Origin of the sequence: Halopseudomonas litoralis (assembly GCF_900105005.1) — a bacterium.
GTDB lineage: Bacteria > Pseudomonadota > Gammaproteobacteria > Pseudomonadales > Pseudomonadaceae > Halopseudomonas > Halopseudomonas litoralis.
On record NZ_LT629748.1, the window covers coordinates 562,715 to 589,190 of the forward strand.

A 26,476-nucleotide genomic window follows, 5' to 3' on the forward strand; every position below is an offset into this window, starting at 1 on the left:
GGTACTTACCTCGGGATGATGATGGGTGGATCGCTGTCCAGATCGATATGAGCATCGACCTGAAATGCCTGCTGCAGATGGGGCCCGGTCAATACCTCGGCGGGCGCACCCAACGCGAGCAGCTGTCCTTCATGGAGCAGAGCCAGGCGGTCGCAATAACGCGCCGCCAGCGACAGGTCGTGGATCGACAGCATTACCCCGCGCCCGCTGTGGGCATAGCGGCGCAGTAGACGCAGCACATTCTGTTGCTGGAATAGATCGAGGCTGGCCACAGGCTCGTCGGCCAGCAGTACTCTGGGTTGCCCGGCCAGCACCCGGGCCAGCCACACGCGGGCCTGCTGGCCGCCCGAGAGTTGGTCGACCTGGCGCTCAAGCCAATCCTCGATCTGGGCAGCCGCGGCAGCCTGGGCTATGGCCTTGGCGTCCGTATCGCCCCAGGGAAGTCGTCCGAGGGCGATCACATCGCGTACCGACAAGGCCCAGGCGCTGTGGCTGCTCTGCGGCAGAAAGCCCAGTTGTTGTGCCCGCTGGCGCTCGGGAATGGTATCGAGCGGCGTATCGGCCAAGCGGATCTCGCCCCGGTAGGCCTGAATGCCGGCCAGACAATGCAACAGGGTGGACTTGCCGGCACCGTTGGCACCAATGACGCCGAGCATCTCACCGGGCCGCAGGTTCAAACTGACATTGACCAAGCGCTGGCCGACGCTCAGATCATGGATACTGATCAGATCCACCGTTTGCGCTCCTTCCATACCAGCCAGATAAACAAAGGTGCGCCGAGCAGAGAGGTCAGTACCCCGAGCTTGAGTTCGCGACCGGGCGGCAGCAGGCGCACCCCAATATCCGCCCCACAGACCAGAATGGCGCCGGCCAGTGCCGCCGGTATCAATAGTCGTTCCGGACGATGGCGTACCAGTGGGCGCAGCAGATGCGGTACCAGCAGGCCGACAAACCCAATGCTACCCGCTACGGCGACCGAGGCGCCAACGAGTATCGCCGCGCCCAGCACTATCATCAGGCTGCCGCTGCGATAGTTCAGCCCCATGCTGCGGGCCACTTGGTCGCCCAGACTCAGGCCTCTTAGTAACCGTTGCTGACTGAAAATCAGCGCGCCGCCGATCAGCAGTGCCGGCAGCAGTAGCCACAGATGCTCCAAGCCACGCTCGGCCACCGAGCCGAGCAACCAGAACACCAGCTCCTGCATGGCATAGGGGTTGGGCGCGAAGTTCAGGACGGTGGCCAGGGCGGCGCCAGCGAGAGTGGAGATGGCCAGACCGGCCATGATTACCATATGCGAGCGGGCCGAGCCGGCCAGGGCCAGCATCAGGATCAGCGCCATTGCTGCGCCGATCAACCCAGCCACGCCCGGTGCCGCTGCGCCGAGGCTGGGGAACAAGCCGAAGTAGAATACGCTGGCCGCCCCGAGCGCCGCGCCCTGGCTGGCTCCGGTCAGGCTGGGTTCGGCCAGTGGGTTGCGCAGCAGGCCTTGCAGAGCCGCGCCGCTGAGCCCTAATGCCGCGCCTACTGCCAGTGCAATCAGCGTACGTGGCAAACGGATTTCGCCGATGACGATGGCGTTCAGACTGTTCTGGCCGATGAGAAAGTCGAACAGCCCGGGCAGCACCGCCACAGACGTTGAGCCGACTGCCAGCGAGGCCAGGGTGGTGACCAGCAGCAGGGCCAACAGAGCAGGGGTGATCAGTCGAGCCATTGGTTGAGTTGCCTTATCAGATCCCAGGTCCAGGGGCCGGGACATTGCCAGCGCCAGTAGTCGGTGCTCAGCCAGCCATCGGCGGGAATGCTGCGGCGCAGCACCGGGTGCTCGGCAAAGCGGTTGGCCAGCGCCTGATGCTCCGGCGCGGCAAACAGGATGGCATCCGGCGGGTCGGCAGCGATCTGCTCCAGGTCCAGTTGCATATGCCCGGAATCGGTCAGGTAGTCGCGCCAGCCGGCCTGCTCGATGATCTGGTGCTCGAAGGTGTCGCGCCCGGTGCCTATGCCATTGGAACCGAGTAGCAGCAGGCGTTTGGCGCCGGGCTGTGGTGTGCTGAGCGCGGGTGCCGGCTGTGCCAGCTCCGGATTGCGACCCATCAATTCGAGCAGGCGCCGCTCGTAGGATTCCACCTGTTTCAGGGTGGCGGGCAGCGGCAGCACCTGCACCGGATAACCCAGGGTACGCAGACGTTCGCGGAGCAACAACGCGCTGTATTGGCCGGCCAGTACCAGGTCGGGTTGCAGGCGCACTATCTGTTCCAGCGAGCCGTCGTGGGTCGGCCAGTGGCCGTTGATCCAGTGGATGGGATAGCGCAGATGCAAGGGGGAGAGGGCGGCCACACGGGCCGGATCGGCATGGTGGGCCAAGGCCCAATCCATGCACAAATCAAGGGAGACGATGCGCTGGGGTGGCTCGGTGGCCAGTGCCATTGCTGGAAGGCCGCCGAGAAAGAATGCTGTGGCCAGGCACAGCAGTCCCCGGTGCAGCCACCTTTTACCCTGGAGCACGGAGGGAGGGAGGGGATCAACTGGTGGCGGGCGGCGGGAAAGCTGCATAAGCGCGGTTAGAAATGAGGTGTCCAAGTGACAGATATCCAGCCAGTACGGCCTTCTTCCATATAGTTTCTCTGCTGGGCAGGAAAGGTAGAAAAATCCGCCACCTGAGCATGACTGTACTGCTTGTCCAGTAAATTGTCGACCTTCAGGCCCAATAAAACATCAGAGGTTGCTTGCCAACTGGTACGAATACCGAGGACGCCGTAGCCTGACATCTTTTGAGTGTTATTCTCATCGCTAAAGGAATGGCTGCTCGCCAACCAGCTTGCTCCAAAGGAGTATTGGCCTACCTGGCGATCAATATCCAAGCTCAGTGTGCGTTTGGCGCGGCGGCTCAAGGTTTTGCCCGTATCACGATCGCGCGGATCAATAATGCTCAGGCCAATTGCGCTTTGCCAGCCCATGAAGTGGTGATTCAGGGATGCTTCAAAGCCGTTGATACGAACGGTAGCGATATTCTGTGGGATCCAGAATGAATCAAGAACGATGGCGTCTTTGATATCTGTGCGGTAGAGGGATGCTTCCAGATGGGCGTTATTCCCCAGTTGGCTCCGCCATTGCAGCTCGTAACTCTTTGAATGCTCAGGCTGGAGATCAGGGTTGGCCTGGGGAGAGCAACCGTAAGTAGGGTCACAAAAATCTGGATAGTAGAGGTCTACAAAGGTGGGTGCTCTGAAGCCTTCACTGTAGGAAAGTATCAGTTGATTGGCTGTGTTGAGCGGTACGGTTAACGCCCCATGCCAGGTGTTCTCACTGCCAAACTGCTGGTTCTTATCGTGCCGCAGCCCCAGTTCGGTAGAGACATGTTGACCCTGATAAGCATGTTGAATATAGGCTGCCTGATTCCACCGGCTATCTTCGTTGTAGTCTGCGTTGCTATGCAGCGTATCCTCATACCATTCAGCCCCCGCTGTCACGCTATGCTGTTCGGACAGGCGCAAATTGTTAAGCCAATGTATGGAATTGCGGTAGCTGCTGAGTGAATCGTGCAGGGAGGAATCATCGGCACGGAAGAAACGCCGTCTTTCACTGTGGCCCAGCTCCAGTTGACTGCTCCAGTTATCATTGAGCTGTGCTTTGATGAATGATGAATAGCTTTTCAGTTCAAATTCATCATATGGGTAGCTGCCAAGGTAGCCCAGATCGTATTCAGTCTCTCCGCGTTGATCCAGTAGACTTAATCCGGCCTCTACCTGTTCACTGAAGCGGTGATTCAGGTTGAAACTAATGGAATTGTTGCGATAAGCATCATGATCGGCATCAGGGCCTTGTTTGACATCGGTGCGATTGATGCCATTGGTGTCTTCTGAGCTGGCATTCAGGCTGAAACGCGTATCCGCATTGCCTCCCGACAACCCTAAGCTGCGTTCCCAGCTGCCGCGACTGCCGTAGGCCAGTCGAGCGCGGGGGCGCAGGCCCTCGCCCTCGCCGTCGGCTCGGCGGGTGAAAACTTGAATAACACCACCAATGGCATCTGCTCCGTAAGTGGCCGAATTGGCACCTTTGGACACCTCAATACGTTCGATCTGATCGATGCTGAGAAACTCTAGTGCAGCAGCACCGCTATCAGCGCCGTTAAAACGCTGACCATCAATCAGAACCAGCGTCTGTGCGGTCTTGGTACCGCGTAAATAGATACCGGAAACACTGCCACGACCACCAGACTGACCAATTTGCATACCGGGTACACGCTTTAGCAGGTCGGCTACGGTCGAGGGTTGCAAACGCTCGATATCCGCCCGGGTAAACACCGTACTGGCGGCGCTGCTGTCGCTGCGCTGTTCCACGTCGCGGTTGGCAGTAATAAGGGTGTCTGACAATTTCAATGCCTGCTCATGGGAAACAGGCTGCTCAGCCAGTGCCAGGCTCGGAGCCAGGGCGATGCTAAGGGCAAGACGGGAAAATTTCATTTTGAATCCTCAAAAGGTCGGAGACTTTCGAGGAGGGCAGGTAAGCAAGTGCGGACGGGAGGAATAATAGAAAACCGGCACGGCACTTGACGGTGATGCCCTCCGCAACACCAGTCGATATTTCATGTGGGCCGGTCTCCGGACTCTCGACGCCCATTCGCTCACCTTCCCATGCCGTGGCACAGTGGTTCTGAGCGAACGCCGATCTGCTGATCGGGGTCGATTACCGTTGCGGGGGCAGTGCCGGGATTGTTCTCTCGATTGAGTCGGGAACGCACCGGCTTTCCGTTTCATGCCTGATGTCAGGCACACCTGCATGAATAGCGCGGCGAATGGTATGCCCCTGACTTGGGAAACACAAGTGCGATGCTGGCGCGGCGCCGCCATCGGCTGGAACAAAGCCGCGGCAAAAGGCATACTGCAGCACCTCGCCATCACCTGGCCGCCTGCCGATCATGCTGCTATCCGATACCGACACGTCTTTTACCGAGACCACCGTTGTCCAGTTGCGCGACTATTCTGAGTGGCATTGTGGCCGCAGCCGTTATGCCATCTGGATGATCCCCATCAACTGCCCGGCCATACTCGACTACATTGATCGGGTCACGGCATCTTTGGCGGATTTGTTGCACCCTTCCCGGCGCCAGCCACATATCACGCTGTTTGTCTGTGGTTTCGAAGAGGAGGCCGTGATACACAATGACGACTTTACCCCTGCCCAACTGCAGCGCCAGCTGGCTGATCTCGACAGGCTGAGCCTGCCGCCGTGCGATCTGCGGATAGGGGCGCTGGACAGTTTCTCCAGTGCGGCCTTTCTGGCGGTGGGAGACCCGCAGGGACACCTGCCCCGCTGGCGCGAGACGCTGGCCGCCAGCTGCACCGAGATTCGCCAGGCCGCCTATGTGCCGCACATTACTCTGGGGCTGTATCGACAGTCGATCAGCGCCGAGGACCTGCGTCGGCGCCTGGCGCAATTGCCGGTGCCTGATGGACTGTCGCTGCCGGTGGAGCGGCTAGAATACGTTACCTATCGCAGTGATGACATGTTCAGTCCGCTGGAATGCCAGCAGCAGGTGCGCTGTCAGACCAAATCAGACTGACACCTCTGGCGCAGCAGGTTTTCAGATCAGTATGGGGAAATGCAGCGGTTATACTCGGGTTTCCGTATTCAACAGGGGCGCATGCCGATGAAAAAGAATGTAGTGGTATTCAACCGTCTGGCCCCGGACCTGGTCGAGCGGTTGGCAAAGCATTTCAACGTCGTGCAGCTGGCTTCCGCCGCCGAGCTGCCGGATGCTCTGGCAGCGGGTCCGGTACATGGTTTGATTGGTGCCGGCTGGCAGCTGGGTCGCACTCAGCTTGCGGCCGCGACCGATCTTGAGGTGGTATCGAGCATCTCGGTGGGCTACGACAACTACGATCTGGACTATCTGAACGAGCGCGGCATCCTGCTCACCAATACCCCGGATGTCTTGACCGAAACCACCGCCGACCTGGCGATGACGTTGATGCTGACCGCGGCGCGACGGATCGTCGAACTGGACGGCTGGTTGCGCGCGGGCAACTGGCGGGCGGCTCTGGGACAGGATCATTTCGGCTGCGATGTGCATGGCAAGACGCTGGGTATCATCGGTCTGGGCAATATAGGCGCGGCGATAGCCCGACGTGGGCGCTTCGGATTCGGCATGCGGGTGCTCTACACCAGCAACAACCGCAAGCCTGAGCTGGAACAGGAGTTGGGTGCCGACTTCCGTGATCTCGATGGACTGCTCGGTGAGTCCGACTTTGTCTGTGTGGTGGTGCCCCTCAGCGAACGCACCCACAAGCTGATCGGACAGCGCGAGCTGGGTCTGATGAAGTCCAGTGCCATTCTGGTGAACGTGGCACGCGGCCAGGTGGTTGACGAGGTCGCGTTGGTAGAGGCATTGCGCGAGAGGCAGATCCGCGCCGCCGGGCTGGACGTATACGAGCAGGAACCGCTATCCGACTCGCCGCTGTTTGGGCTGAACAATCTGGTTTGTGTGCCCCACATAGGCTCGGCCACCCACGAGACCCGCCGCGCGATGGCCGAACTGGCGGTGCAGAATCTCGAATCGGCGCTGCTGGGAGACCCCCCGTTGCATATGGTCAACCCGCAGGTGAAGGCAGGCTGAGATCCTTGAGCGGAACCGATGGTTGCCGCTCAGGATTGCCGCTTGGCAACCAATCCCAGCCAGATACTGGCTGCGGCGACCAGACCGAGTGCCATCCAGGAAATAACGTCATGCCAGCCGTCGCCGATCAGAGCGACCAGCAGCCCCGCTGCGCTGATGAGTCCGAACAGGATCGGCCAGAACCAGATCTGCATCGGAGAGTTCTTTATCGTTTTCATCAACCTTGTTGCGCCTCCGGGCTGGAGATACTGGCGCTTGCGGTGTAGGGCTTTCTTCTGCGCCGCTTCGCCAACCAGAGATAAAGACCACTGCTCAGCAGAATGATGGTGATCACATCCAGTACCGCCCAGATGATCTGCAAAGGCTTGCCGCCATAGTCACCGAAGTGCAATGGCCGTGATAGTTGCAGAGCGGTGAAGTACCAGGGCAACGGACGGCTGTCGGTAACCTGCGAGGTACTGGCATCGATCAGTACCGGTTGCGACAGGTGTGCCGTCAGCGCCTGGTTGCCGTGCATGAACACGCCGTAGTGATGGGGACTGGAGAAGCTAGTGCCCGGGAAGGCGACAAACTGGATCTGCATGTCCGGCAGATAGCGCCGCGCCGATTGTACGGCGGCTTCCAGCGAGCCGAGTTGCTGCGGCGGCTGTTTGCCCTGATAGGGTTCGAGCATGGTGCTGAGTTGATCATTCTGCCAGGCCTTGACGATCAGATCGGCCCAGGCGTTAAGCACACCGGTGCCGCCGACCACCAGAAACCACACCAGGGTGACTATGCCCAACAGGTTATGCAGGTCCAGCCATTTGAGCCGGGTCGTGCGCTGGCGCCGTACCTCTCCGAAGGCGAGCTTCTGCATGAACGGGGCGTACAACACGGCGCCGGATATCAGCGAAATCAGCAGCAATACGCCCATCAGACCGAGAAACAGCATGCCCGGTAGACCGGCGAACAGGTCGATATGCAGGGAGTTGATGATATACATGAAACCGCTCTCCAGCTGCGGCTCACCGAGGATGTCACCGGTGCGGGCATCAATCGCCACCTGATGCAGTCCGCTTGTGGAGGTGGGCGTATCGGACATGGTCAGATACCAGACCCGGTCATCATCAGGTTCACGGGAGATGAACATGCCACCCTGGCCAGGGTGCCGGGCCTCACCAATCTGCATTACCTTGTCGAGACTGATATGCGGCGTGTCGTCCGGCATTTCGGGAGCTTCGATCTCGGTACCCAGCAGATGGCCGATTTCATGATGGAAGATCAGCGGCAGCCCGGTCAGGCATAACAGCAGCATGAACAGGGTGCAGATGAAGCTGGTCCAGGTATGCAGCCAGGACCAGACTTTCATGGATCGAACAGACATCAATTCGCTCCGAGCGGTTTCAGAAGTCCAGCGTGCTGGACAGAATGAAGGTGCGTGGTGCGCCGATGATCAACGAGCCGTCACCGGGGTAGCCGCCGGCGGTTGCCCAGTATTCCTTGTCGGCCAGGTTTTCCACCCGGGCGCGCAGGGTTACCTGCTGGTCTCCGTCGAGCAGCAGGTTGTAGCGTACGCCGGCATCGAAGCGGGTCCAGGAGGGTAGCTGCTGCTGGTTGTCGGTATCGGCATATTGGCTGCCGGTATGAATGGCGCGGGCATCCAACGCGAGGCCGCTGACGGCAGGGACCATCCAGTCGACACCAAGATTGGCCTGCAATCTGGGGGCGCCAATGGCATCGTTGCCTTCCACGTCGCTGTCCAGCAGGCTGACACCACCGAGAATCGACAGCTGCGGCGTGGCCTGGCCATACAGTGACAGCTCCAGTCCGCGGTTGCGCTGGTGACCAATGACACCAAAGGTGCCGTTTTCCGTACCGGCCATCTGCTTGCGGCTCTGGTAAACGCCCAGACTGCCGCCGATACGCCCGCCGTCGTATTTCATGCCCACTTCGTTCTGTCGGGTCTTGTACGGTGCCAGGATATCGCCGGCGTTATCCACTGGCGCTCCATTGGAGTTGGCGGGTGCGACATCGCCCTTGACCAAACCTTCGATGTGATTGGCGTAGATCGACAGTTCCGGGGTCAGGCGATACAGCACGCCGGCCACCGGGGTGATTTCACTCTCCGAGTAGGCAGCGGTGCGTGCTCCCGTGTCGTTGTCATAGCCATAACTACGGATTTTTTGATAACGCGCACCCAGGGTGATCTGCAGACGTTCGTCCATGAACGACAAGACATCGGCCAGAGCGACGCTGGAAGTTCTGGTTTCGTCAGTGACCAGTGGGTGATCGAAGTCACCGCTGGAAAAGGGAGGGAAAGCGGGAGGAGAAGGCACGTCGACTGGCCGGTAGATATTGCCGGGAATACCGTCGAAATCGGAAAACTCATAGGCATTGCGTGAGTCCATGCGGAATATGGAGCTGGACAGACTCACCGTATGACCGACGTTCCCGGTATTGAACTGGCCACGGACGCCGATTTCGCCGGTTTTGACGGTATCTTCGCGCACATTGCTGAAACGATTGGCGGTGCTATCGCCATTGGCATTGTTTACTGTGGGTTCAGAGAAGGAACCGGACTCATCACCGTCGCGCATACCCGCTGCCGCCCAGCCGGTAATGTAATCATTGAAGTCATACTCGGCGCGCAGGGTACCGAAGGTGTTCCGTGCGTTGGAAAAGGTCCAGGGCTGGGCAATGCTTTTGCTGGCATCGGGCACGGATGGAATATCCAGCCCGGGAGCAATGCTGATCGCCGGCTGGATATCATCCAGTTGGTGATCCTGATGACCCAGATCGGCGGAAATGCGCAAACGCTCGCCGCGATAGTCGAGACCCAGGGCAAACATGCTCAATTCATTGGACTCGCCATCGACCGCCGTATCTCCATCGCGGCGAGCGAAATTGAGCCGCACGCCGATGCGGTCGTCTGCCAGGCGTCTGGCGAAATCGCCGGTCAAATAGCCTTGGCCGCCGGAGCGCACGCCGGTGGTAATCTGGTTCAGCGGCTGGTTGGGCGCGCGCTTGGGCACTATGTTGATGGCACCGCCCAAGCCGCTGCCGCCGGGGGCGGCGCCATTGAGAAAGGCGTTGGCGCCCCGCAGCACTTCCACCCGCTCGATCAGTTCTGCGTCCAGATACTGTCTGGGCAATAAGCCGTACAGACCGTTGTAGGACATGTCGTCAGAAAAGATCGGCAGACCGCGAACCATATACACCTGCTGAAAGTTACCGAAGCCCCGCGCCGTACGCACTGCTGGGTCATTCTCGACGATGTCCGCAACGCTGGCAGCCTGCTGATCCTGAATCAGCATCTGCGTGAAGCTGGTCAGCTGGAAAGGGGTTTCCATGCTGTCTTGGTTCCCCAGCAGGCCGACTCGGCCGCCGCGCGCGACTTGACCACCAGCGTAGGCTGCCGGCAGGCCGTCGGCGGACGCGTCGGCACTGGCGCGAACTTCCGTTGAGGGCAAAGCCAAAGGGGCGTCAGCACCGTCGCTGTCCTGCGCGAGGATCGCATGGGAATGGAAAGCAAAAGACAGTGAGAGGGCGGTCAGGGGCAACCGAACTGGGTGCATGGGGATAGGCTCTTGGTGTATTGGTTGGGCGTTAATGCAAATCCTTATCATTATAATTACAGTCCGTAATAAATTGCTACATCTGCCTTCGCATTCAGCCCGGTTCACGTAGGGCAAACTTTTGTCCACTACCGGCGTCCCACATAATGAGTACATCGCCAGGGGATACCATGTCATTTTTGAAGCTGCGCAATGCCGGGGTTTTCACCGTTCTGAAGCGGACGGCGAAGGAATTCAGTGATGACGATATGTCCACCTATGCTGCGGCGTTGGCGTACCGTGCGTTGTTTTCCATATTCCCCTTCGTCCTGTTTCTCATGGCCGTGCTCGGCTTCTTGAATTTGCCGGACTTCTTTGACTGGCTGCGCGCCCAGGCCGCAATGGTATTGCCGCCGATGGCATTGGAGCAGGTCAATCCGGTGATTGACCAATTGCAGCAGAGCCAGGGTGGGCTTCTGTCATTTGGTATATTGCTTGCCCTGTGGACGGCGTCGATCGGCGTACGCTCGCTGATGAACGCGATGAACAAGGCATATGACGTCAGGGAAGGGCGTGCCAGCTGGAAACTGTTAATCCTGTCGGTGCTCTACACCATAGGGATCGCCGTCATGTTGTTGCTGGCTGCCGGCTTCATGACGCTGGGGCCGCAGGTCATGACCTGGCTGGCCGCACAGATCGGGCTGGAGCAGTTGCTGGTAATTCTGTGGAGTTGGCTGCGTTGGCCGGTGGCGATCCTGCTGTTGATGCTTGCGGTCGCGCTGATCTATTACGTCATGCCCGACGTCGAGCAGGAGTTCCGCTTTATCACGCCCGGTTCCGCAGTAGCGGTCATCGTCTGGCTGGCTGCTTCGGTGGGTTTTGGTATCTATGTTCAGAATTTCGCAGACTACAACGCGACCTATGGCAGCATCGGCGCCATCATCGTCCTGCTGCTGTATTTCTACATTACTGCTGCGGTGTTGCTGTTGGGCGCTGAGCTCAATGCGGTGATCGAGCATCTATCGGTAGAAGGCAAGGACGAAGGGGACAAGGAGATTTCGTGATCGAGAAGGTGGCCAGAGGTGCTGATAACCCTCTGGCCGCTTTTTATCAAAAGGTGATCAGCGGCAATTTCCAGCCTTGCGATAGCCTTGTTTCTGCGCCTCGGCTTCGCTGTCAAACCAGCGAATGTTGCGGCTGCTGACCCGATGGTAACTGGGGCAACCTTGGGGCAGGTGATAAACCTTGCTGTTCTGATTACCGATGATCTGTTCTACCTGCGTCAAGCGCGCATTGGGTGCCGCGGCTTTGACAGACGTTGGCGAGGCCGGGTTGGCGCGCAATCCATCGCCGCTGTTCTGGTAGTGCAAATGCCATTGCCGCTCGCCCGTCACGAAAGGGTTTTCATGTCCCATCAGGCGACCGATGCGCTGGTTGCGCTCTTGCTCCCACAAGGTTGGTGGGTGCTGCCGATCCCATGCCATCATCAAACGCTGTTGCTGGGCGGCCATATTCAGATCGTAGCGATCGTGCATATAGAACCAGACCCGGGCGATCTGCCCCTTCACCGCATCGCGCGGCTCCACCGCCCTGTCGGAAAACTCTACCTTGAAGTCACACTGACCATGACGGTAGTCCGTGCCGGGCAGGACGCCGAAACGGTAATTGCTGCGGTCGGCGTTGGTCTCGCCAATGGCAGGGGTGAGGTTGTGCAGGTCGGCTTCCATGACGTTGAACGCCGGGTCGCTTTTCTTGCAATTGCTGCGTCCGCCCTGTTGCCAGCATTGGCGCTGCTGACCGAACAGCGAGGCGGGCACTATATGTTCCCATTCGATGCGCATGGCGCGGTTGGGTTGGGCGCGGGTCTGGTAGCCGCAGCTTTTATGATCCACTCTGCCGCCTGAACGCCCGACCCATTCCCAGGTGCAGCCACAATAGAAGGTGCCGTCATCGTTGCGGTCGTGATAGACCTGCTGTCGGGCCTGGGTCTTGGCGGCTTCGAAGGTGGCAGGTGCGGCGGATACAAGAGCGGAGTGGAACAGGCAGACAAACAGGCACAGCGCGACGGTACGAAAGGATCTGGACATTGAACGACTTATAGCAATGAGAACCGGGGCATCCGATACTGCGCGGCTATTGTAGCGAAAACGCCGTCCCAGAGCTGCCGCGTCTCGCTATCGAGACACTTTTTATCCGTTGGCGTATTCATAACATGAATGCCGGTTATAAACGGGTTTCGTTGTTCATCGCCGGGTCTTTTGCGTAATGTATTGGTCCGTTCAGTCCGTGTCGGCAGGCGTTTCCACGCTCTTGCCCGGCATACAAATACAATTCTGGAGAGGCAATATGGCTTCGTTTGAAGACATCAAACAGGTAGGTGTGATTGGTGCCGGCACCATGGGCCGCGGCATCGTCATGAACTTCGTCAATGCCGGTTATCCGGTGGTCTGGCTGGATGTGAATGCCGAGATGCTGGAGAAGGGGCTGGCTGATATCGCCAGTGTCTACAAGCGCTCCGTCGCCCAGCAGCGTTTCGATGATGCCGAGGCTCAAGCTCGTCTGCAGCGCATCTCCACCACCCAGGATTACGCGGCGCTGGCTGATATGGATCTGGTGGTTGAAGCTGTCTATGAAAACATGGATCTGAAGAAAACCATCTTTGCCGAATTGGACAAGGCAGCGAAGCCTTCTGCCATTCTGGCGACCAATACCTCCTATCTGGACATTGATGAAATCGCCTCCGCCACCAAGCGGCCGGCACAGGTGCTGGGCCTGCACTTCTTCAGTCCGGCGCACATCATGAAACTGTTGGAAGTGGTACGTGGCAAGGCTACCGCTGAGGATGTGATGGATACCTGTCTGGCGGTCGGCAGCAAGATCGGCAAGGAAGCGGTACTGGCCGGCAACTGCCATGGTTTCATCGGCAACCGCATGCTGTCGATGTATTCACGTCAGTCCCGCGAAGTGGTCTTGGAAGGTGCCACGCCTTGGCAGGTGGATCAGGCGCTGCAGGGTTTTGGCATGGCAATGGGGCCTTACCGCATGTATGACGTGGTTGGCGTCGATCTGGGCTGGCGCTCCCGGCAGTTGGCTGGCCTGGGTCGTGGCGAGCCGATAGTCTGGCTGGACAACCGTTTGTGTGAAATGGAACGTTTCGGTCAGAAGAGCGGCCATGGCTTCTATCGTTACGAGCCGGGCAGCCGTCAGGCAATCCATGATCCGGAAACCGACATGATGGCCCGTGAAGTGGCTGAAGAGGCGGGTTACACCCAGCGCGAGGTCGGCAACGAGGAAATCGTTCAGCGTTGTATTCTGGCGCTGGTCAACGAAGGCGCGCGCATTCTGGATGAAGGTTTCGCCGAGAGCCCGGAAGATATCGATCGCGTCTACCGTTTTGGCTACGGCTTCCCGGCTGAGCGTGGCGGGCCGATGGCCTATGCCGATAGCCTGGGGCTGGATGTGGTTCTGCAGCAGATCCGCGAACTGGAAGCCAGTCAGGGTGAGTTCTGGAAGCCGGCCGCCGGACTGGTCAAGCGTGCTGAAGCGGGTGAGAAATTCATCGGCTGAGTCACTGCAGCACCGACTGCCGTCGTAGCGCCCTGTTCCGCATTCGGGCGCTACGCCAGGCGGTCTCGACGCGGCGCAGCTAATATGCTGTCGCCGCGCGGGCCGGGACAACCCAACAGGCCTGCCGTAAAATCTTGGTTTCTCTCAGTTACTGGTGACTGGCGTGCCGATCACCGGCTCCCCATCCAGCGTTGCTTCCTTGAGCATGATCTGATAATGCTGCCCATCGGTTTCGACCTGACTCAGGCGGACCAGCAGGTATTGCCAGTCTTTGGCGAACCACAGGGTGGTCTCGCGTTGGGCGTCAGGCTCGCGCACGCGCTCGACTTCCACTGCGTCGAACTGGCCGGCCCGCGTGGTGACGCGTTTCTCGCCCGTTACCCGAAAGCGGTACTCCTCCACTTCATCCTCATCTGCAACGCGGTAATGCATTTCTTTTTTGCCGGCCATGAGATCGCGCTGCAGGGCAAGTTGATAGGTGGTGCGGTCGAGCAGTCCGGGTTCGGTTGGCAAGCTGAAGGCTTCCTTCTTGTGCTCACCGGTGACAACTCCGGCTTCCCAATCGAAGCTCTGAGTGGTCAGGCGTCCACGGCCAAGGCCTTTGCGCTCATAACGGTAGCTGAGCGGGATCAGTTGCTCATTGTCCACCCGCAGCAGGCTCTCTTCGGTCAGCCTGGCGACGAACATGCCGGCCTGAAATGACAGCGTCCAGGTACCGTCAGCGTTGGCTTGCAGGCTGTGGGTGGCTTCGCCATTGACTGGGATCTTCTTCATGTCGGCAGCGTAGCTGGCGCTGAAGGGAACCAGTGGTTGGGCGGTTGCCAGGCTGCTGCCAAGGGCCAGGACGGCGACGGCCAGCCAGCGGCCGGAGCGGCGGAACAAGTGCGAACTGCTGTCAATCATTGAAATGACCTCGCGTGTCGGTTTCGAATTGATCCAGCCTGAGACCGCTCGGCGCAAGGGGGGCGCCATCCAGGCAGGCTCGGCCATCCAGCAGCCGCAGGCGACCGTTGGCATACAGCATAGCAGCCAGCGGGTAGAGTCTGTGTTCCGTGTGACGAACCCGCTCGGCGAGCGACTCCGGGGTGTCATCGGAGAGGACGGGTACGTGTGACTGCAGGATGGGCGGGCCGCCGTCGAGCTCTTCAGTGACAAAATGCACCGTCGCGCCATGCTCGTGATCGCCTGCCTGCAGCGCGCGCTGATGGGTGTGCAGTCCTGGATATTTGGGCAGCAGCGACGGATGAATATTCAGCAATCGCCCCTGATAGTGATGGGCGAACTCGGCGGTGAGAATGCGCATGAAGCCGGCCAGTATCACCAGATCCGGGGCATGCGTGTCGATCAGGGCTGCGAGAGCCTGGTCATAGCTGGCCCGATCAGCAAATGCGCGGTGGCTGAGCACCGCGGTGGGAATGCCGGCCCTGGCGGCTCGCTCCAGCCCAAAGGCATCGTCGCGGTTGGAAATCACCGCGACGATATTGGCCTGTCTGCCATGCAGAGTATCGATGAAGGCCTGAAGGTTGCTGCCTGATCCGGAGATCAATACGACGATGCGGCAACTCACTTATCAGTTGCCGTTACGCAGTACAACAGCCTCACCGCTGGCATCGGCGGTTTCGATGGTGCCGATGATCCAGGGCTGTTCCCCGGCATCTTTCAGTACCTGTAATGCATTTTCCGCCTGATCCGCAGCGACGCAGACGACCATGCCGACGCCGCAGTTGAGCACGCGGTGCATCTCGGTTTCGTCAACGTTGCCCTGTTCCTGCAGCCAATTGAATACGGCTGGGCGCTTCCAACTGCTGAGGTCGATGCTGGCGCTGGCATTGTCGGGGAGCACGCGTGGAATGTTCTCCAGCAGGCCGCCGCCGGTGATGTGCGCCATGGCCTTGACCGCTCCGGTCTGCTTGATCAGCTGCAGCAGAGCCTTGACGTAGATGCGCGTGGGCGCCATCAGCAGGTCGGTCAGTGGCTGGCCGTCGAGCTGTACGTTGCTGATGTCGGCACCGGCAACCTCGATGATCTTGCGGATCAGGGAGTAGCCATTGGAGTGCGGGCCGGAGGAGGGCAGAGCAAGCAGGACGTCGCCGGGCTGTACCTTGCTCCCATCAATGATCTCGGCCTTTTCCACCACGCCGACGCAGAAACCGGCCAGGTCGTAGTCGTCGCCTTCGTACATGCCGGGCATTTCAGCGGTTTCGCCGCCTACCAGGGCGCAGCCAGACAGCTCGCAACCAGCGCCGATACCGGTAACCACCTGGGCGGCGACATCAATGTTCAGCTTGCCGGTAGCGTAGTAGTCGAGAAAGAACAGCGGTTCTGCGCCGCATACCACCAGGTCGTTCACGCACATGGCAACCAGGTCGATACCGATCTGATCGTGCTTGTTCAGGTCTATCGCCAGGCGCAATTTGGTGCCCACGCCGTCTGTGCCGGAAACCAGTACCGGCTGCTTATAGCCTGCCGGGATTTCGCACAGCGCACCAAAACCACCCAGGCCGCCCATGACTTCCGGGCGCGCAGTGCGTTTGGCGACATGCTTGATGCGATCCACGAGCGCGTTTCCGGCGTCGATATCGACTCCCGCGTCCTTGTAACTGATGGAGGGCTTGGAGGGCGTTTGGCTGCTCATGCGTGGGTCTCGAGTGATCAAAGGGAGAGGGCGGGCCGTCATGTTTTCGGCTGGCGCTAGTGTACCAATTCATCGCGCGCGCGACCATGCTCGAGCGACTTTGGATGACTGCGGTTGCCGCCGATCCAGCGCTTGTTTAATGTATGCGCTTTAAGAGCGCTGTGTCATGGCCGGTTTCGGGGCATACAGCAGCATCATCAAATGGAATTCCCCATGCGTTTCAAGCAAAAAGTCCGGCTGCTTCTGTTATGTATTGTCGCCCTGGCATCATGCAATCTCTGGGCGGCGGTACTGGATGATCTCTATCGGGTGGAGCTGACGCAGGCAGAGGGTCAGAGCCGCGACGAGGTGATGCGCGACGCCACTGTCGTCATGCTGCAACGCCTGGCGGGTAATGATGTCGAGCTGCAGCGCGGGCCTCTTGCCGCTGCATTGAAAGCGCCTCAGGAGCTCATACGCCGCATCGGTTCGGTCGATGGCGGCAAGGTTCGCATCGAGTTCGATCCCGATACCCTCAGCGGTGTGCTGCGCGAGGCTGGCTTGTCGGCGCTGGGCCGTAACCGGCCGGGTATTCTGGTCTGGGCAGTGGAAGCGGGCGAACTTGGAGATCGATCCATGAGCCCGGTCAGCCCTTGGGCGTTACTGCTGAAAGAGGCGGCAGCGCATCGTGGCGTTGCTCTGAGTTTCCCCTTGGGCGATCTGCAGGACATGAGTCAGGTCAATGAACAGGTGATTCGCCAGGCCAGTCGGGATGAGTTGCTGGAAGCCAGTGAGCGCTATCCCGCCGAAGGTACGCTGGCGTTGACGATTGCCGGGCAAGGCGAGCAGGCAGCGCTGGACTGGACTCTGTGGCTGAATGATCAGAGCAGCTCCGGCCGTATCACTCGCGCCGTCGATGCTGCAGCAGATGAACTGATGAGGCTCATGGCTGACGCCGTGTTCGCGCAGTATTCGATTCCTGCGGCTGGCGCGGATGGCGTGTCTGGCTGGCGCTTGCATGTTGAAGGTATCAACAGCGCGGCTGATTATTCGAATCTGCTGCGGATGGTTCGTCAACTCGGTTCGCAGCAGCAAGCCAAGGTGGTCGCCATCGAGGGCGATACCGTATTACTGCAGGTGCGCTTTCCCGGCAGTGAATCCCAGTTGGAACGCTTGCTGAATCTTGATATGCGTCTGCAACGTGTTCCCGAGCCGATACCTGAGCCCGAGCCCGAGCCCGAGCCCGAGCCCGAACCGCGCGCTTTGCAACAGCAGGGCGATGACAATCTGACCACAGCTGAACCAATGGCTGCGCAGGATTCAGCATTGGACGCAGTAGCTGATCCACTAGGCGCAGAGGCTCTGCCTTCTGTGGCTCCCGAACAGGCAGCCCCCGCAGCGCCGGCCGCTCCGGCCATGCCAACCCTGTATTTCCGCTGGCGCGGTTGAGAATGGGAAACGGGCCGATGCATAGCAACCCAATCAAGGTGGAATCGATCTGATGGCAGCAGGCCAACCTGTGCAACTGCCTCTGGGCGTCAAACTCAGGGATGAAGCCACCTTCGACAGCTATTTTTCCGGCCCCAATGCCGGGGTGCTCGCAGTGTTGCAGTCGCTGGCCAATCCACGGGAGCTGCCAGCAGAGTTGTGCGTCTATCTGTGGGGCCCTACCGGCAGCGGCCGCTCGCATCTGCTGCAGGCCGCCTGTCATCGGATGGCTGAAGCAGGCGGTCTGGCGATGTACCTGCCGCTGGATGAGCTGATGGCCCACGGGCCGGCGTTGCTTGAGGGGATGGAAGGGTTCGACCTGTTGTGTCTCGATGGTCTGGGCGCACTGGCTGGTCAGGATGACTGGGAAGAAGCGTTGTTTCACTTGTACAACCGCATTCAGCAACGTCAGGGGCGATTGCTGATCGCCGCTACCGCAGCGCCTCGTGCGCTGAACTTCAATCTGCCGGATCTTGTGTCACGTCTGGGCTGGGGGCTGGTCTATCAGCTGCAGGCGCTGGATGACGAGGGTAAACAGCAGATGCTCAAGCTGCGTGCTGAGCGTCGCGGACTGCAACTGCCTGATGAAGTGGCGCGCTATATCCTCAGTCGCGGTGCGCGCGGCATGAATGAGCTGTTCGCGGCGTTGGAGCAGTTGGACCAGGCGTCCCTGCAGGCCCAGCATCGTCTGACCATCCCCTTCGTTAAGCGGGTGATGGGCTGGTAGTCACCGGGCTGATTTTGCGCGGGGCTGTGTTGCCCTGCGCAAAATCAGGCTCCGGCGGGGTGTAATGAGCGTACCCGCTGCGCCTGGAAGCTCCAGCGCACATAACCCAGCGCGGCAATGAAGTAGGTCACGCTGGTTCCCACCAGAATGGCGCCATACACCTGACGCTCAGGCTGCAGGCAGGCCAGCACGCCATAGGCGAAATAGAGATTGATGGCGAAGCACAGCCACGCATGAACCCGCGGGTTGCCGGTGACGATCCCCGGCAGGAAAATCAGCAGTGGTATCAGCAGAAAACCGCCGATCACCAGCGGGTTGGCACCATGCAGGTCTGCGAAGAAGGCGTTGTAGACGAACAGACATCCCAGCAGTCCAGCATATCCCAGCGCGGACAAGATCCGAGTGAGGCGTATGCGTGGTTGCAGATAGCTCAGCGGCGGCAGCGGCTTGTCAGCTCTGGACATGGGCAGCTCCGGCCAGGAGTTGACGAGTGATCGTGGTCACACGTTTGCCGAGCGCGCGACACAGAGCAGTTTCATGGTTGTCCAGTGGACGAGAACCGTCGCTGCCGGCCAGGTGACTGGCGCCGTAGGGGGTGCCACCGCCGCGGGTTTCAGTCAGGGCGCTTTCGCTGTAAGGCAGGCCGACCAGCAACATGCCGTGGTGCAGCAACGGCAGTTGCATCGACAACAAGGTGCTTTCCTGACCGCCATGCAGGCTGGCGGTGGTGGTGAATACCGCGGCCGGCTTGCTGGACAGGCTGCCCGACAGCCACAGGCTGCTGGTGCCATCAATGAAGTATTTCAGTGGCGCGGCCATGTTGCCAAACCGGGTCGGGCTGCCGAGTATCAGGGCGGCGCAGTTCTTCAGGTCGTCCTCGGTGCAGTACAGCGCCCCGCTGTCAGGGATTTCCGGCGCGCTGACGCGGGTCTCGGCGGATACTTTCGGTACGGTGCGCAGGCGCGCTTCCAGACCCGCCTGTTCGACGCCTTCGGCGATCAGGCGGGCCATTTTAGCGGTGGCGCCGTTATGACTGTAATACAGCACCAGAACATAGGGATCGGTCATGCGTACAGCTCCAGAATCTTTTCCGGTGGGCGGGCGATGATGGCCTTGCCATCCCGAATAACGATAGGTCGTTCGATCAGGCGTGGATAATCCACCATGGCCTGAACCAGCTCGGCTTCGCTGAGTTCAGGGTTGGCCAGGTTCAGCTCCTTGTAGGTATCCTCGCCCTTGCGGATCAGCTCGCGGGCGGTGAGGCCGAGCTGTTGCAACAGGGCGCTGAGAGTGGCACTGTCAGGCGGAGTATCTATGTAATGGATGACTTCCAGCTCATCGCCCTGTTGCTCCAACAGCGCTAATGCCTGGCGCGACTTGGAGCAGCGGGGATTGTGATAGATGCGTACCCGGGACATGGCGATCTCCATTCAGATGAGATTTGGCCCGCCTGCTGTAGCTCAGGCGGAGTATGGAAGCTATTCTAAGCAAAACATCGGCTGTCAGGGAGCCTGAATGCCACCTCGATTGCAACTGTTATGGCATTTCTGCCGCTATCTGTTTCGGCGTTTCGGTGAAGACAATTGCGCCAAGAATGCCGCGGCCCTGACCTATACCACGTTGTTTGCCGTGGTGCCGGTGATGACGGTTACCTATGCGATGCTGGCGGCAATACCGGCTTTCAATCAGGTCGGTGGCCAGATTGAGGGGTTTATCTTCGATAATTTCGTTCCTTCGACCGGGGCCACGCTAAGAGAGTATCTCAGCGAGTTTTCCCAGCAGGCACGGCAGTTGACCGGTATAGGTGTGGCGGTATTGATGATTACCGCATTCCTGATGCTGTTGAGTATCGAGCAAGCCTTCAACGCCATCTGGCGCATCCGTTATCCGCGTCGTGGTATTTCCAGTTTCCTATTGTACTGGGCAGTGCTGAGTCTCGGACCTCTGTTGTTGGGGGCAGGGTTTGTGGTCAGTACCTATATGGCCTCGTTGTCCTTCCTGTCCGGTGATGCGGTGCTTGCCTCGGCGTGGCGGGAGCTGTTGCGCTGGTTGCCGCTGCTGTTGAGTATCGCCGCCTTTACTCTTATCTACGTGGCCGTGCCCAATACGCGGGTGCGGCTCAAGCATGCATTCGCCGGTGGTCTGTTGGTGGCGCTGTTGTTCGAGGGGGCGAAGGCCTGTTTCGCTCTGTATGTGGCGTTGTTTCCCAGCTTCCAGCTGATTTACGGCGCCTTCGCAGCCTTTCCGCTATTTCTGCTGTGGATTTACGTCAGCTGGATGATCATTCTGTTTGGTGCCGAGTTGGTCTGCAATCTGGGCAGCAGCTTAGCCTGGCAGCGCCCGATCTATCCTCGTCTGATCAACCTGCTCGCCCTGCTGCGGGTGTTTCTCCGCGCGCAGCAGCAGGGTCACACGGTGGATCTGGCCAGAGTGAATGCCGTCGGCTGGGGCATGTCGGAAGAACTGTGGTTGCAATTGACCGATTGGCTGGAAGCCCGGCGCATCATCACCCGCGCACAGCAAGGAGGTTATCTGCTGAGTCGGGACCTGGATCAGCTGGAGCTGGCGGAATTGCTGGAAGCATTGCCTGAGGCTCTGCCGAGCGTGGCTTCCTTGCCGCTGTTGCTGCAGGGAGACGAGGTCTGGTATCCACCGATTCGTGAGGCATTGGTTGAGCTGGAAGACAGTCGTCGTCACATAATGGCCGGCAGTGTGAAAAGCTGGCTGAGCGGTGATGGCAAGATCACATCCGCAACGGGGGAGATTATATGAAGATGGGATTGTGCGGCGGCGTTCTGGCTGCTGCGTTGCTGCTGGTCGGCTGCGGTGAGGGGAAATGGCTGGATCATCAGGGCAACCGGGTCAGTAGCGCGGACCTCGACGGTCGATGGGTAGTGGTCAATTACTGGGCCGAGTGGTGCGCTCCCTGCCGCCATGAACTACCGGAATTCAACCGGCTGGCGGAGGAAAATCCGCATGTGGCGGTGCTGGGGATCAACTATGACGGCGTCAGTGGCGATCAGCTACGTGAGCTGGCGGACGCGATGGATATTCAGTTTGCCGTGATGGGCCAGGACTTTGCCGACAGCTATGAACTGGAGCGCCCCCAGGTGCTGCCGACGACCTACGTCTTCAATCCTGAAGGCGAGCTGCTGCACAGTCTGGCGGGACCACAGACCGAGGAGACGCTGTTGGCGTTGCTGGATTAGTCCTTGACGTACCAATAGCGATACCAGTATTCCTGCACCTTGTCCGGGTAGCGGTGGCTGCCGAGGCTGCCGTTATAGCGCGCCAGGGCTCGGCGCAGGTCGCCTTTCTCCCGCTCGAGGTAATACTTCAGGATGGTGCAGCCGTAGCGCAGATTGGTCGCCAGATCGATCAGGTTGTCCTCGGGGCGCCCGAGTTCGCTCTTCCAGAACGGCATCACCTGCATCACCCCCTGAGCGCCCACGCGGGACAGCGCATAGCGGTCGAACAGACTTTCCACATGAATCACCGCCAATACCATATCCGGCTTCAAGCCGGCTTGCCGGGCTTCGCGATGAACCAATTGCAGGAAGTTCAGCCGTTCTGCTTCGTCCGGTATGTAGCGGCGCAGCCGGGTGGACATGTCCAACAGCCAGACTTCAGCATCAAAGGCGTCGGCGAAGCCGTCCGCCTGGGAGACCGTGTGCATCAGCAATGCACGCAGGTCGGGGTCGACCGGCGGCTGTGTCTGATTGGATGCCATTGTGACAGGGGCAAGGCTCAGAAGCAGGCAGAACACAATCCATGTGTTACGGGGCATGATCAGGGACGTTCGCTGTTTTCCAGGGCTTGGAGAAATTCTGTCTGCAGTTCGGGGTCACCGATAGTCAGCATCATCAGCATGTTCTCCAACTGGTTGGATTCTTCCTCCAGACCGAGCGTGTCAAGCCGGTTGATACGGTAGATCCACTGCTCGACGTCGCTTTCCTCCAGGTTGTCATGTACCAGATTGACTGCTTCGCGCAAGATCGAGCGCAGTTCGCGGCTGACTAACAGGTTCTGTTCGGCAACGATTGAAGGGCCGGCACGGGCAATAAGCTGAATGACACGCAGGCTCTGGAAATCCAGCTCGATGAACTGTTCGCTCAACAGGTTCAGACGCAACAGGCCGTCATGGTCGGTCTGCAGGGAGAACCGCTTGCCGTCGGCGATCAAGTTGATCGGCTGGCTGGCCCACGGCAGTGCCTGATAACTTTCAAGGCGATTGACCACCTGATCCTTGGCGTCGAATTCGGTTACCTGGTGCAGTAACTGCTCGGTCACACGAATGGTCCGATGGGGTGAGGTCAGCACCAGCTGTTCGCCGGCATCAATGCGCAGAGTGTGGCTGATCAGTTCGCGCTCAACCCGCGCAGCCGCATCCCCGGAGGGTGGAGTCTGAATGCTGCAAGCAGTCAGGCTCAGGCCGGCCCAAAGCCATAAGGCCCAGGGCAGCAGTGGTTGGTGCATGCCGCGAGTTCTCATTGGCTGCGGGTACGTTCGATCAGGAAGTCGAACATCTCGGCAACCGGCATGCTGCGGGCATCCTGGTCACGGCGATACTTGTATTCCAGTTGGCCTTCGGCCAGACCGCGGTCGCTGATCACCACCCGATGGGGGATACCGATCAGGTCCATATCGGCAAACTTGATGCCGGGGCTGACTTTCTTGTCACGGTCATCCAGCAGTACATCGATACCGGCCTGCCGCAAGCTGTGATACAGCTGTTCGGTGGCTTCGCGCACCGCATCGGAGGTTTCCATCTTCATTGGAACCAGTGCCACCTGGAACGGCGCCAGGGCGTCAGGCCAGAGGATGCCGCGGGCGTCGTGATGTTGCTCGATGGCGGAGGCGACAACGCGAGACACGCCGATGCCGTAGCAACCCATGCTCAGAATCGAGGCCTTGCCCTGCTCGTTGAGCACGCTGCACTGCATGGCTTCACTGTATTTGCTGCCCAGCTGGAAGATGTGCCCGACTTCGATGCCGCGCTTGATCACCAGCGTGCCTTTGCCATCCGGGCTGGCATCACCTTCCACCACGTTGCGCAGGTCGGCAGTCTCATCGAAGCGCGCATCACGCTCCCAGTTCACCCCGACGAAATGCTTGCCGTCCTGGTTCGCTCCGCAGACGAAATCCGCCAGATGGGCAGCGCTGAGGTCGGCAATGATCTTGATATTCATGCCGGCAGGGCCGATGGAGCCCGGCTTGCAGCCGATCGCCTGCTGAATCTGTGCTTCGCTGGCGAAGGTCAGTGGCGAGTGGATGGCCGGGTGGTTCTCGGCCTTGATATCATTCAGTTCATGATCACCGCGCAGAATGAGTGCGACCAAAGGCTGGGGTGCACCTTCTTCAGCTGTGCCGAGCACGATCAGGGACTTGACCGTGCGTTCTGCGGGCAAACCAAGGAAATTGCATATCGCCTCGATCGTAGTCTGGTTCGGCGTGTCGACCAGGGTTTTCTCTTCAGACGGAGCGGGGCGCTCACCCTGAGGTGGCAGGGCGTTGGCTTTCTCGATATTGGCGGCGTAACTGCCGGTGTCGGAAAAGACGATGGCATCTTCGCCGGAATCGGCAAGCACATGGAATTCATGGGAACCTTCGCCGCCGATGGAGCCGTTATCAGCTACGACCGGACGGTAGTTCAGGCCCAGGCGGCTGAATATATTGCAGTACGCCTGGTACATGCGGTCATAGGTCTGCTGCAGCGATGCCTGATCCAGGTGAAAGGAATAGGCGTCCTTCATGATGAACTCGCGGGACCGCATCAGGCCGAAGCGCGGACGAATCTCATCGCGGAACTTGGTCTGGATCTGGTACATGTTCAGCGGCAGCTGCTTGTAGCTGGTGATTTCGGTGCGCGCGAGATCGGTAATGACTTCTTCGTGGGTCGGACCGAGGCAGAAGTCGCGGTCATGCCGATCCTTCATGCGCAGCAGTTCAGGACCGTATTGCTCCCAGCGACCGGATTCCTGCCACAGTTCTGCCGGCTGGATGGCTGGCATCAGCACTTCGAGCGCACCGGCATTATCCATTTCCTCACGTACCACTTTCTCAGCCTTGCGCAGCACCCGCAGTCCCATCGGCAGCCAGGTATACAGGCCCGATGCAATCTTGCGGATCATGCCGGCACGCAGCATCAGCTGATGGCTGATCACCGTGGCGTCGGCGGGGGTTTCCTTGAGGGTGGAGATCAGATATTGGCTGGTACGCATGGGAAGGAAAAGTCCTGGAAGCAGAATCGAAGAATGCGGCTCATTGTACGTTCGTCCCATTGCGGCGTATAGCCTGCTGTACGGGTCTCAGCGTTGAAAATACAGGGTCGCGACAGCGCAAGCTTTCAGCCAAGAAAAAACCCGGCCGGAGCCGGGTTTGATCTTGGTCACAGCTGAGCTGTTTAGAGCAGGTTCCAGGTATAAGAGGCGATCAGACGGTTTTCGTCGATGTCGCCGCCGAGATCCGCGTGTTGGCGAACGGTTGCGTTACGCCATACCAGATTGACACCTTGCAGGAAGCCGCGCTGGACGGTATACCGAATGTCGGTATCACGCTCCCAGCGGGAATCACGGGCGCTTGCGCTGGAGTCGATATTATCGCCAGTTATGTAGCGAGTCATGAACGTCAGGCCGGGGATACCGACGCCTTCGAAGTCATAGTCATAACGCGCCTGCCATGAACGTTCATCTTTGGCGTTGAAGTCCAGCACCTGGATTGAGTTGGCCAGATAAATGCCAGCGTCAAAGTATTCGAAGCCGGCATCACCACTCATGCGTTGATAGGCAACAGTCAAGTCATGAAAGCCTGCTCCCAGAGTGAACGCCAGTGACGCCGCGTCGTTGTCGAAATCCGTGGCGGCAGAGCTGTCATCCGATGTCTTGTAGTAGGACAGGTCAGTGGTCAGGCTCATGTCGTTTGCCAGCTCGGCTGTATGTGCAATGCCGGCAAAGTGACGCTTCCAAAGGTCTTCGGCTTTAGATGTATACAGTGAGGCGCTGAGTGTATCGGCGAACTCGTAGGTACCACCCAGGTAATCGACTTTCTGATCTTCATCAGCCACGAAAGCGCCTTCCCGCTGGGAGGACATACCCATTTCGCCGCGATCGGTCATGCGCCCGGCCTCAACAAACAGACCGTCGATGGAGGTGTTGGCAATGCTGTAACCGAAATAGTGGTTGGGCAGCAGGCGGGCATCTTCATAATTGATGACCGGATTTTCGGTCAGGTGAACGCCATAACGCAGGGTGGTGTCCCCCGCAATATTAGCTTTCACTGCACCGCGGATTTCCGCATATTCTGCTACGGTGTCGCCATTGGAGTCGGTCGGCAGCATATTCAGCCGGCCGTTGTGACCGCCGCTGCTGTCCAATTTGATACCGGCCAGGGCCAGAACATCAGCACCCAGACCAACTGGCCCTTGGGTGTAACCAGACTGGAAGTTGAGTCTGAAACCGGTCGCGGCTTCTTCTGCTCGGCTCATTGAGCCGTTCTGGTTGGTTTGTCCAGGATCTCTGTAATCACGGTTAAAATACAGCGTGCGGCTTTCCAGAGTGGCGGTGGCGCCTTCAACGAACCCCTCGCCTTGCGCTACAGCCTGAGTTGCGATAAGACCATTCCCCATGGCGACCGCCAGGGCAACAGAACTCCATTTAACAGTGTTTTTCATTATCGTTTGCTCCTTCATTTGAAAAGAGGTGCTCTGGCTGGACTCCCTTGAGCAGATTCTTTCAGATCCATATCGCATTGATTAAAGCATCAAAGTCAAAAAAATGCGAAAGCGATACGCAAAAAAGCTGCGAAAGCTGCGTTTGGTTCACGCATTCATCTCGGTAACTTTGCCGCTTGGTGTATTATTGTTTTATAGAGCAAGAGCTTAGCGGTTCCGTACGCTATTTCCTTGATCTGCCTCATGCTTGGGCAGGACTCACAAC

The 26,476-nt window shown here is 59.2% G+C and carries 26 protein-coding genes and 1 riboswitch; of the genes, 8 read left to right on the plus strand and 18 right to left on the minus strand.

Going from position 1 to position 26,476, the window contains the following annotated elements; all coding sequences use genetic code 11:
- Nucleotides 1-5: 5 nt before the first annotated feature.
- The 4 genes from BLU11_RS02825 to BLU11_RS02840 all read right to left on the minus strand — a co-directional run bounded on the left by BLU11_RS02825 (nucleotide 6) and on the right by BLU11_RS02840 (nucleotide 4,460).
- Nucleotides 6-734, minus strand: a complete 729-nt coding sequence (locus BLU11_RS02825; RefSeq protein WP_090271954.1) for an ABC transporter ATP-binding protein — start codon at nucleotides 732-734, stop codon at nucleotides 6-8.
- Entirely contained in the window at nucleotides 725-1,711 is a 987-nt protein-coding gene (locus BLU11_RS02830) for a FecCD family ABC transporter permease (protein ID WP_090271955.1), read from the minus strand. Before BLU11_RS02830 ends, BLU11_RS02825 begins: the two co-directional genes overlap by 10 nt.
- Nucleotides 1,699-2,424, minus strand: coding sequence for an ABC transporter substrate-binding protein (locus BLU11_RS02835; protein WP_090271956.1), 726 nt, complete (start codon nucleotides 2,422-2,424; stop codon nucleotides 1,699-1,701). The genes BLU11_RS02830 and BLU11_RS02835 overlap by 13 nt, the downstream gene beginning before the upstream one ends.
- A gap of 134 nt (nucleotides 2,425-2,558) precedes the next feature.
- Nucleotides 2,559-4,460 carry a TonB-dependent receptor domain-containing protein gene (locus BLU11_RS02840; RefSeq protein WP_090271957.1) on the minus strand — a complete coding sequence of 634 codons (1,902 nt, stop codon included), beginning with the start codon at nucleotides 4,458-4,460 and terminating at the stop codon, nucleotides 2,559-2,561.
- A gap of 112 nt (nucleotides 4,461-4,572) precedes the next feature.
- A riboswitch (cobalamin riboswitch) is annotated at nucleotides 4,573-4,791 on the minus strand.
- A 124-nt stretch (nucleotides 4,792-4,915) separates the two neighbouring features.
- Between BLU11_RS02840 and BLU11_RS02845 the strand changes: the two genes are divergently transcribed.
- Both BLU11_RS02845 and BLU11_RS02850 read left to right on the plus strand, forming a co-directional pair.
- The gene (locus BLU11_RS02845; RefSeq protein ID WP_090271958.1) at nucleotides 4,916-5,560 is read left to right on the plus strand and encodes a 2'-5' RNA ligase family protein; all 645 of its coding nucleotides are present in this window, start codon (nucleotides 4,916-4,918) and stop codon (nucleotides 5,558-5,560) included.
- 87 nt (nucleotides 5,561-5,647) lie between these two features.
- Nucleotides 5,648-6,613 carry a 2-hydroxyacid dehydrogenase gene (locus BLU11_RS02850; protein ID WP_090271959.1) on the plus strand — a complete coding sequence of 322 codons (966 nt, stop codon included), beginning with the start codon at nucleotides 5,648-5,650 and terminating at the stop codon, nucleotides 6,611-6,613.
- Between the two features lie 29 nt (nucleotides 6,614-6,642).
- On the opposite strand, the gene BLU11_RS02855 is transcribed toward BLU11_RS02850, so the two are convergent.
- Genes BLU11_RS02855 through BLU11_RS02865 form a run of 3 tightly spaced genes read right to left on the minus strand, consistent with a single transcriptional unit; the run spans nucleotide 6,643 to nucleotide 10,167 of the window.
- Complete coding sequence (locus BLU11_RS02855; RefSeq protein WP_231702263.1) at nucleotides 6,643-6,807, minus strand: hypothetical protein; 165 nt, start codon at nucleotides 6,805-6,807, stop codon at nucleotides 6,643-6,645.
- Between the two features lie 23 nt (nucleotides 6,808-6,830).
- A complete protein-coding gene (locus BLU11_RS02860) occupies nucleotides 6,831-7,976 on the minus strand; it encodes a PepSY-associated TM helix domain-containing protein (RefSeq protein ID WP_090271961.1) in 1,146 nt (381 codons plus the stop codon).
- Between the two features lie 19 nt (nucleotides 7,977-7,995).
- Nucleotides 7,996-10,167, minus strand: a complete 2,172-nt coding sequence (locus tag BLU11_RS02865) for a TonB-dependent receptor (protein WP_090271962.1) — start codon at nucleotides 10,165-10,167, stop codon at nucleotides 7,996-7,998.
- 170 nt (nucleotides 10,168-10,337) lie between these two features.
- On the opposite strand from BLU11_RS02865, the gene BLU11_RS02870 reads away from it, so the two are divergent.
- Nucleotides 10,338-11,210 (plus strand): YihY/virulence factor BrkB family protein, encoded by an 873-nt coding sequence (locus tag BLU11_RS02870; RefSeq protein ID WP_090271963.1) that lies wholly within the window; start codon nucleotides 10,338-10,340, stop codon nucleotides 11,208-11,210.
- 57 nt (nucleotides 11,211-11,267) lie between these two features.
- On the opposite strand, the gene BLU11_RS02875 is transcribed toward BLU11_RS02870, so the two are convergent.
- Complete coding sequence (locus tag BLU11_RS02875; RefSeq protein ID WP_090271964.1) at nucleotides 11,268-12,233, minus strand: endonuclease; 966 nt, start codon at nucleotides 12,231-12,233, stop codon at nucleotides 11,268-11,270.
- 259 nt (nucleotides 12,234-12,492) lie between these two features.
- Between BLU11_RS02875 and BLU11_RS02880 the strand changes: the two genes are divergently transcribed.
- Nucleotides 12,493-13,713, plus strand: coding sequence for a 3-hydroxyacyl-CoA dehydrogenase (locus BLU11_RS02880; protein ID WP_090271965.1), 1,221 nt, complete (start codon nucleotides 12,493-12,495; stop codon nucleotides 13,711-13,713).
- A 144-nt stretch (nucleotides 13,714-13,857) separates the two neighbouring features.
- Here BLU11_RS02880 and BLU11_RS02885 read toward each other — a convergent pair whose 3' ends face one another.
- From BLU11_RS02885 to purM, 3 genes are read right to left on the minus strand one after another with little or no spacing between them, the layout of a single operon-like run.
- A complete protein-coding gene (locus tag BLU11_RS02885; RefSeq protein ID WP_090271966.1) occupies nucleotides 13,858-14,616 on the minus strand; it encodes a DUF3108 domain-containing protein in 759 nt (252 codons plus the stop codon).
- Nucleotides 14,609-15,280 carry a phosphoribosylglycinamide formyltransferase gene (gene purN, locus BLU11_RS02890; RefSeq protein ID WP_090271967.1) on the minus strand — a complete coding sequence of 224 codons (672 nt, stop codon included), beginning with the start codon at nucleotides 15,278-15,280 and terminating at the stop codon, nucleotides 14,609-14,611. Before purN ends, BLU11_RS02885 begins: the two co-directional genes overlap by 8 nt.
- 3 nt (nucleotides 15,281-15,283) lie before the next feature.
- A complete protein-coding gene (gene purM / locus BLU11_RS02895; RefSeq protein ID WP_090271968.1) occupies nucleotides 15,284-16,348 on the minus strand; it encodes a phosphoribosylformylglycinamidine cyclo-ligase in 1,065 nt (354 codons plus the stop codon).
- A gap of 213 nt (nucleotides 16,349-16,561) precedes the next feature.
- Here purM and BLU11_RS02900 point away from each other — a divergent pair, with 213 nt between their 5' ends.
- Nucleotides 16,562-17,776, plus strand: a complete 1,215-nt coding sequence (locus BLU11_RS02900; RefSeq protein ID WP_157718519.1) for a DUF2066 domain-containing protein — start codon at nucleotides 16,562-16,564, stop codon at nucleotides 17,774-17,776.
- Between the two features lie 52 nt (nucleotides 17,777-17,828).
- Nucleotides 17,829-18,542 (plus strand): DnaA regulatory inactivator Hda, encoded by a 714-nt coding sequence (hda, locus tag BLU11_RS02905; RefSeq protein WP_090271970.1) that lies wholly within the window; start codon nucleotides 17,829-17,831, stop codon nucleotides 18,540-18,542.
- Nucleotides 18,543-18,586: 44 nt separating this feature from the next.
- Here hda and BLU11_RS02910 read toward each other — a convergent pair whose 3' ends face one another.
- Genes BLU11_RS02910 through arsC form a run of 3 tightly spaced genes read right to left on the minus strand, consistent with a single transcriptional unit; the run spans nucleotide 18,587 to nucleotide 19,960 of the window.
- On the minus strand, nucleotides 18,587-19,006 hold the full coding sequence (locus tag BLU11_RS02910) for a DUF2069 domain-containing protein (protein WP_090271971.1): 420 nt from the start codon (nucleotides 19,004-19,006) through the stop codon (nucleotides 18,587-18,589).
- Nucleotides 18,993-19,610, minus strand: a complete 618-nt coding sequence (wrbA, locus tag BLU11_RS02915; RefSeq protein ID WP_090271972.1) for an NAD(P)H:quinone oxidoreductase — start codon at nucleotides 19,608-19,610, stop codon at nucleotides 18,993-18,995. Before wrbA ends, BLU11_RS02910 begins: the two co-directional genes overlap by 14 nt.
- Nucleotides 19,607-19,960, minus strand: coding sequence for an arsenate reductase (glutaredoxin) (gene arsC / locus BLU11_RS02920; protein WP_090271973.1), 354 nt, complete (start codon nucleotides 19,958-19,960; stop codon nucleotides 19,607-19,609). The genes wrbA and arsC overlap by 4 nt, the downstream gene beginning before the upstream one ends.
- A gap of 97 nt (nucleotides 19,961-20,057) precedes the next feature.
- Between arsC and BLU11_RS02925 the strand changes: the two genes are divergently transcribed.
- Nucleotides 20,058-21,314: a YihY family inner membrane protein gene (locus tag BLU11_RS02925; protein ID WP_090271974.1), complete on the plus strand. Its 1,257-nt coding sequence runs from the start codon at nucleotides 20,058-20,060 to the stop codon at nucleotides 21,312-21,314.
- Nucleotides 21,311-21,751: a TlpA family protein disulfide reductase gene (locus BLU11_RS02930; protein ID WP_090271975.1), complete on the plus strand. Its 441-nt coding sequence runs from the start codon at nucleotides 21,311-21,313 to the stop codon at nucleotides 21,749-21,751. The genes BLU11_RS02925 and BLU11_RS02930 overlap by 4 nt, the downstream gene beginning before the upstream one ends.
- On the opposite strand, the gene BLU11_RS02935 is transcribed toward BLU11_RS02930, so the two are convergent.
- The 4 genes from BLU11_RS02935 to BLU11_RS02950 all read right to left on the minus strand — a co-directional run bounded on the left by BLU11_RS02935 (nucleotide 21,748) and on the right by BLU11_RS02950 (nucleotide 26,211).
- Nucleotides 21,748-22,329 carry a lytic transglycosylase domain-containing protein gene (locus BLU11_RS02935; protein ID WP_090271976.1) on the minus strand — a complete coding sequence of 194 codons (582 nt, stop codon included), beginning with the start codon at nucleotides 22,327-22,329 and terminating at the stop codon, nucleotides 21,748-21,750. The two genes, BLU11_RS02930 and BLU11_RS02935, sit on opposite strands and share 4 nt — an antisense overlap.
- A 2-nt stretch (nucleotides 22,330-22,331) precedes the next feature.
- Nucleotides 22,332-23,018: a hypothetical protein gene (locus BLU11_RS02940; protein ID WP_090271977.1), complete on the minus strand. Its 687-nt coding sequence runs from the start codon at nucleotides 23,016-23,018 to the stop codon at nucleotides 22,332-22,334.
- Between the two features lie 11 nt (nucleotides 23,019-23,029).
- Complete coding sequence (locus BLU11_RS02945) at nucleotides 23,030-24,763, minus strand: proline--tRNA ligase (protein ID WP_090271978.1); 1,734 nt, start codon at nucleotides 24,761-24,763, stop codon at nucleotides 23,030-23,032.
- A 182-nt stretch (nucleotides 24,764-24,945) separates the two neighbouring features.
- Nucleotides 24,946-26,211 (minus strand): OprD family porin, encoded by a 1,266-nt coding sequence (locus BLU11_RS02950; RefSeq protein WP_157718521.1) that lies wholly within the window; start codon nucleotides 26,209-26,211, stop codon nucleotides 24,946-24,948.
- Between the last annotated feature and the right edge of the window lie 265 nt (nucleotides 26,212-26,476).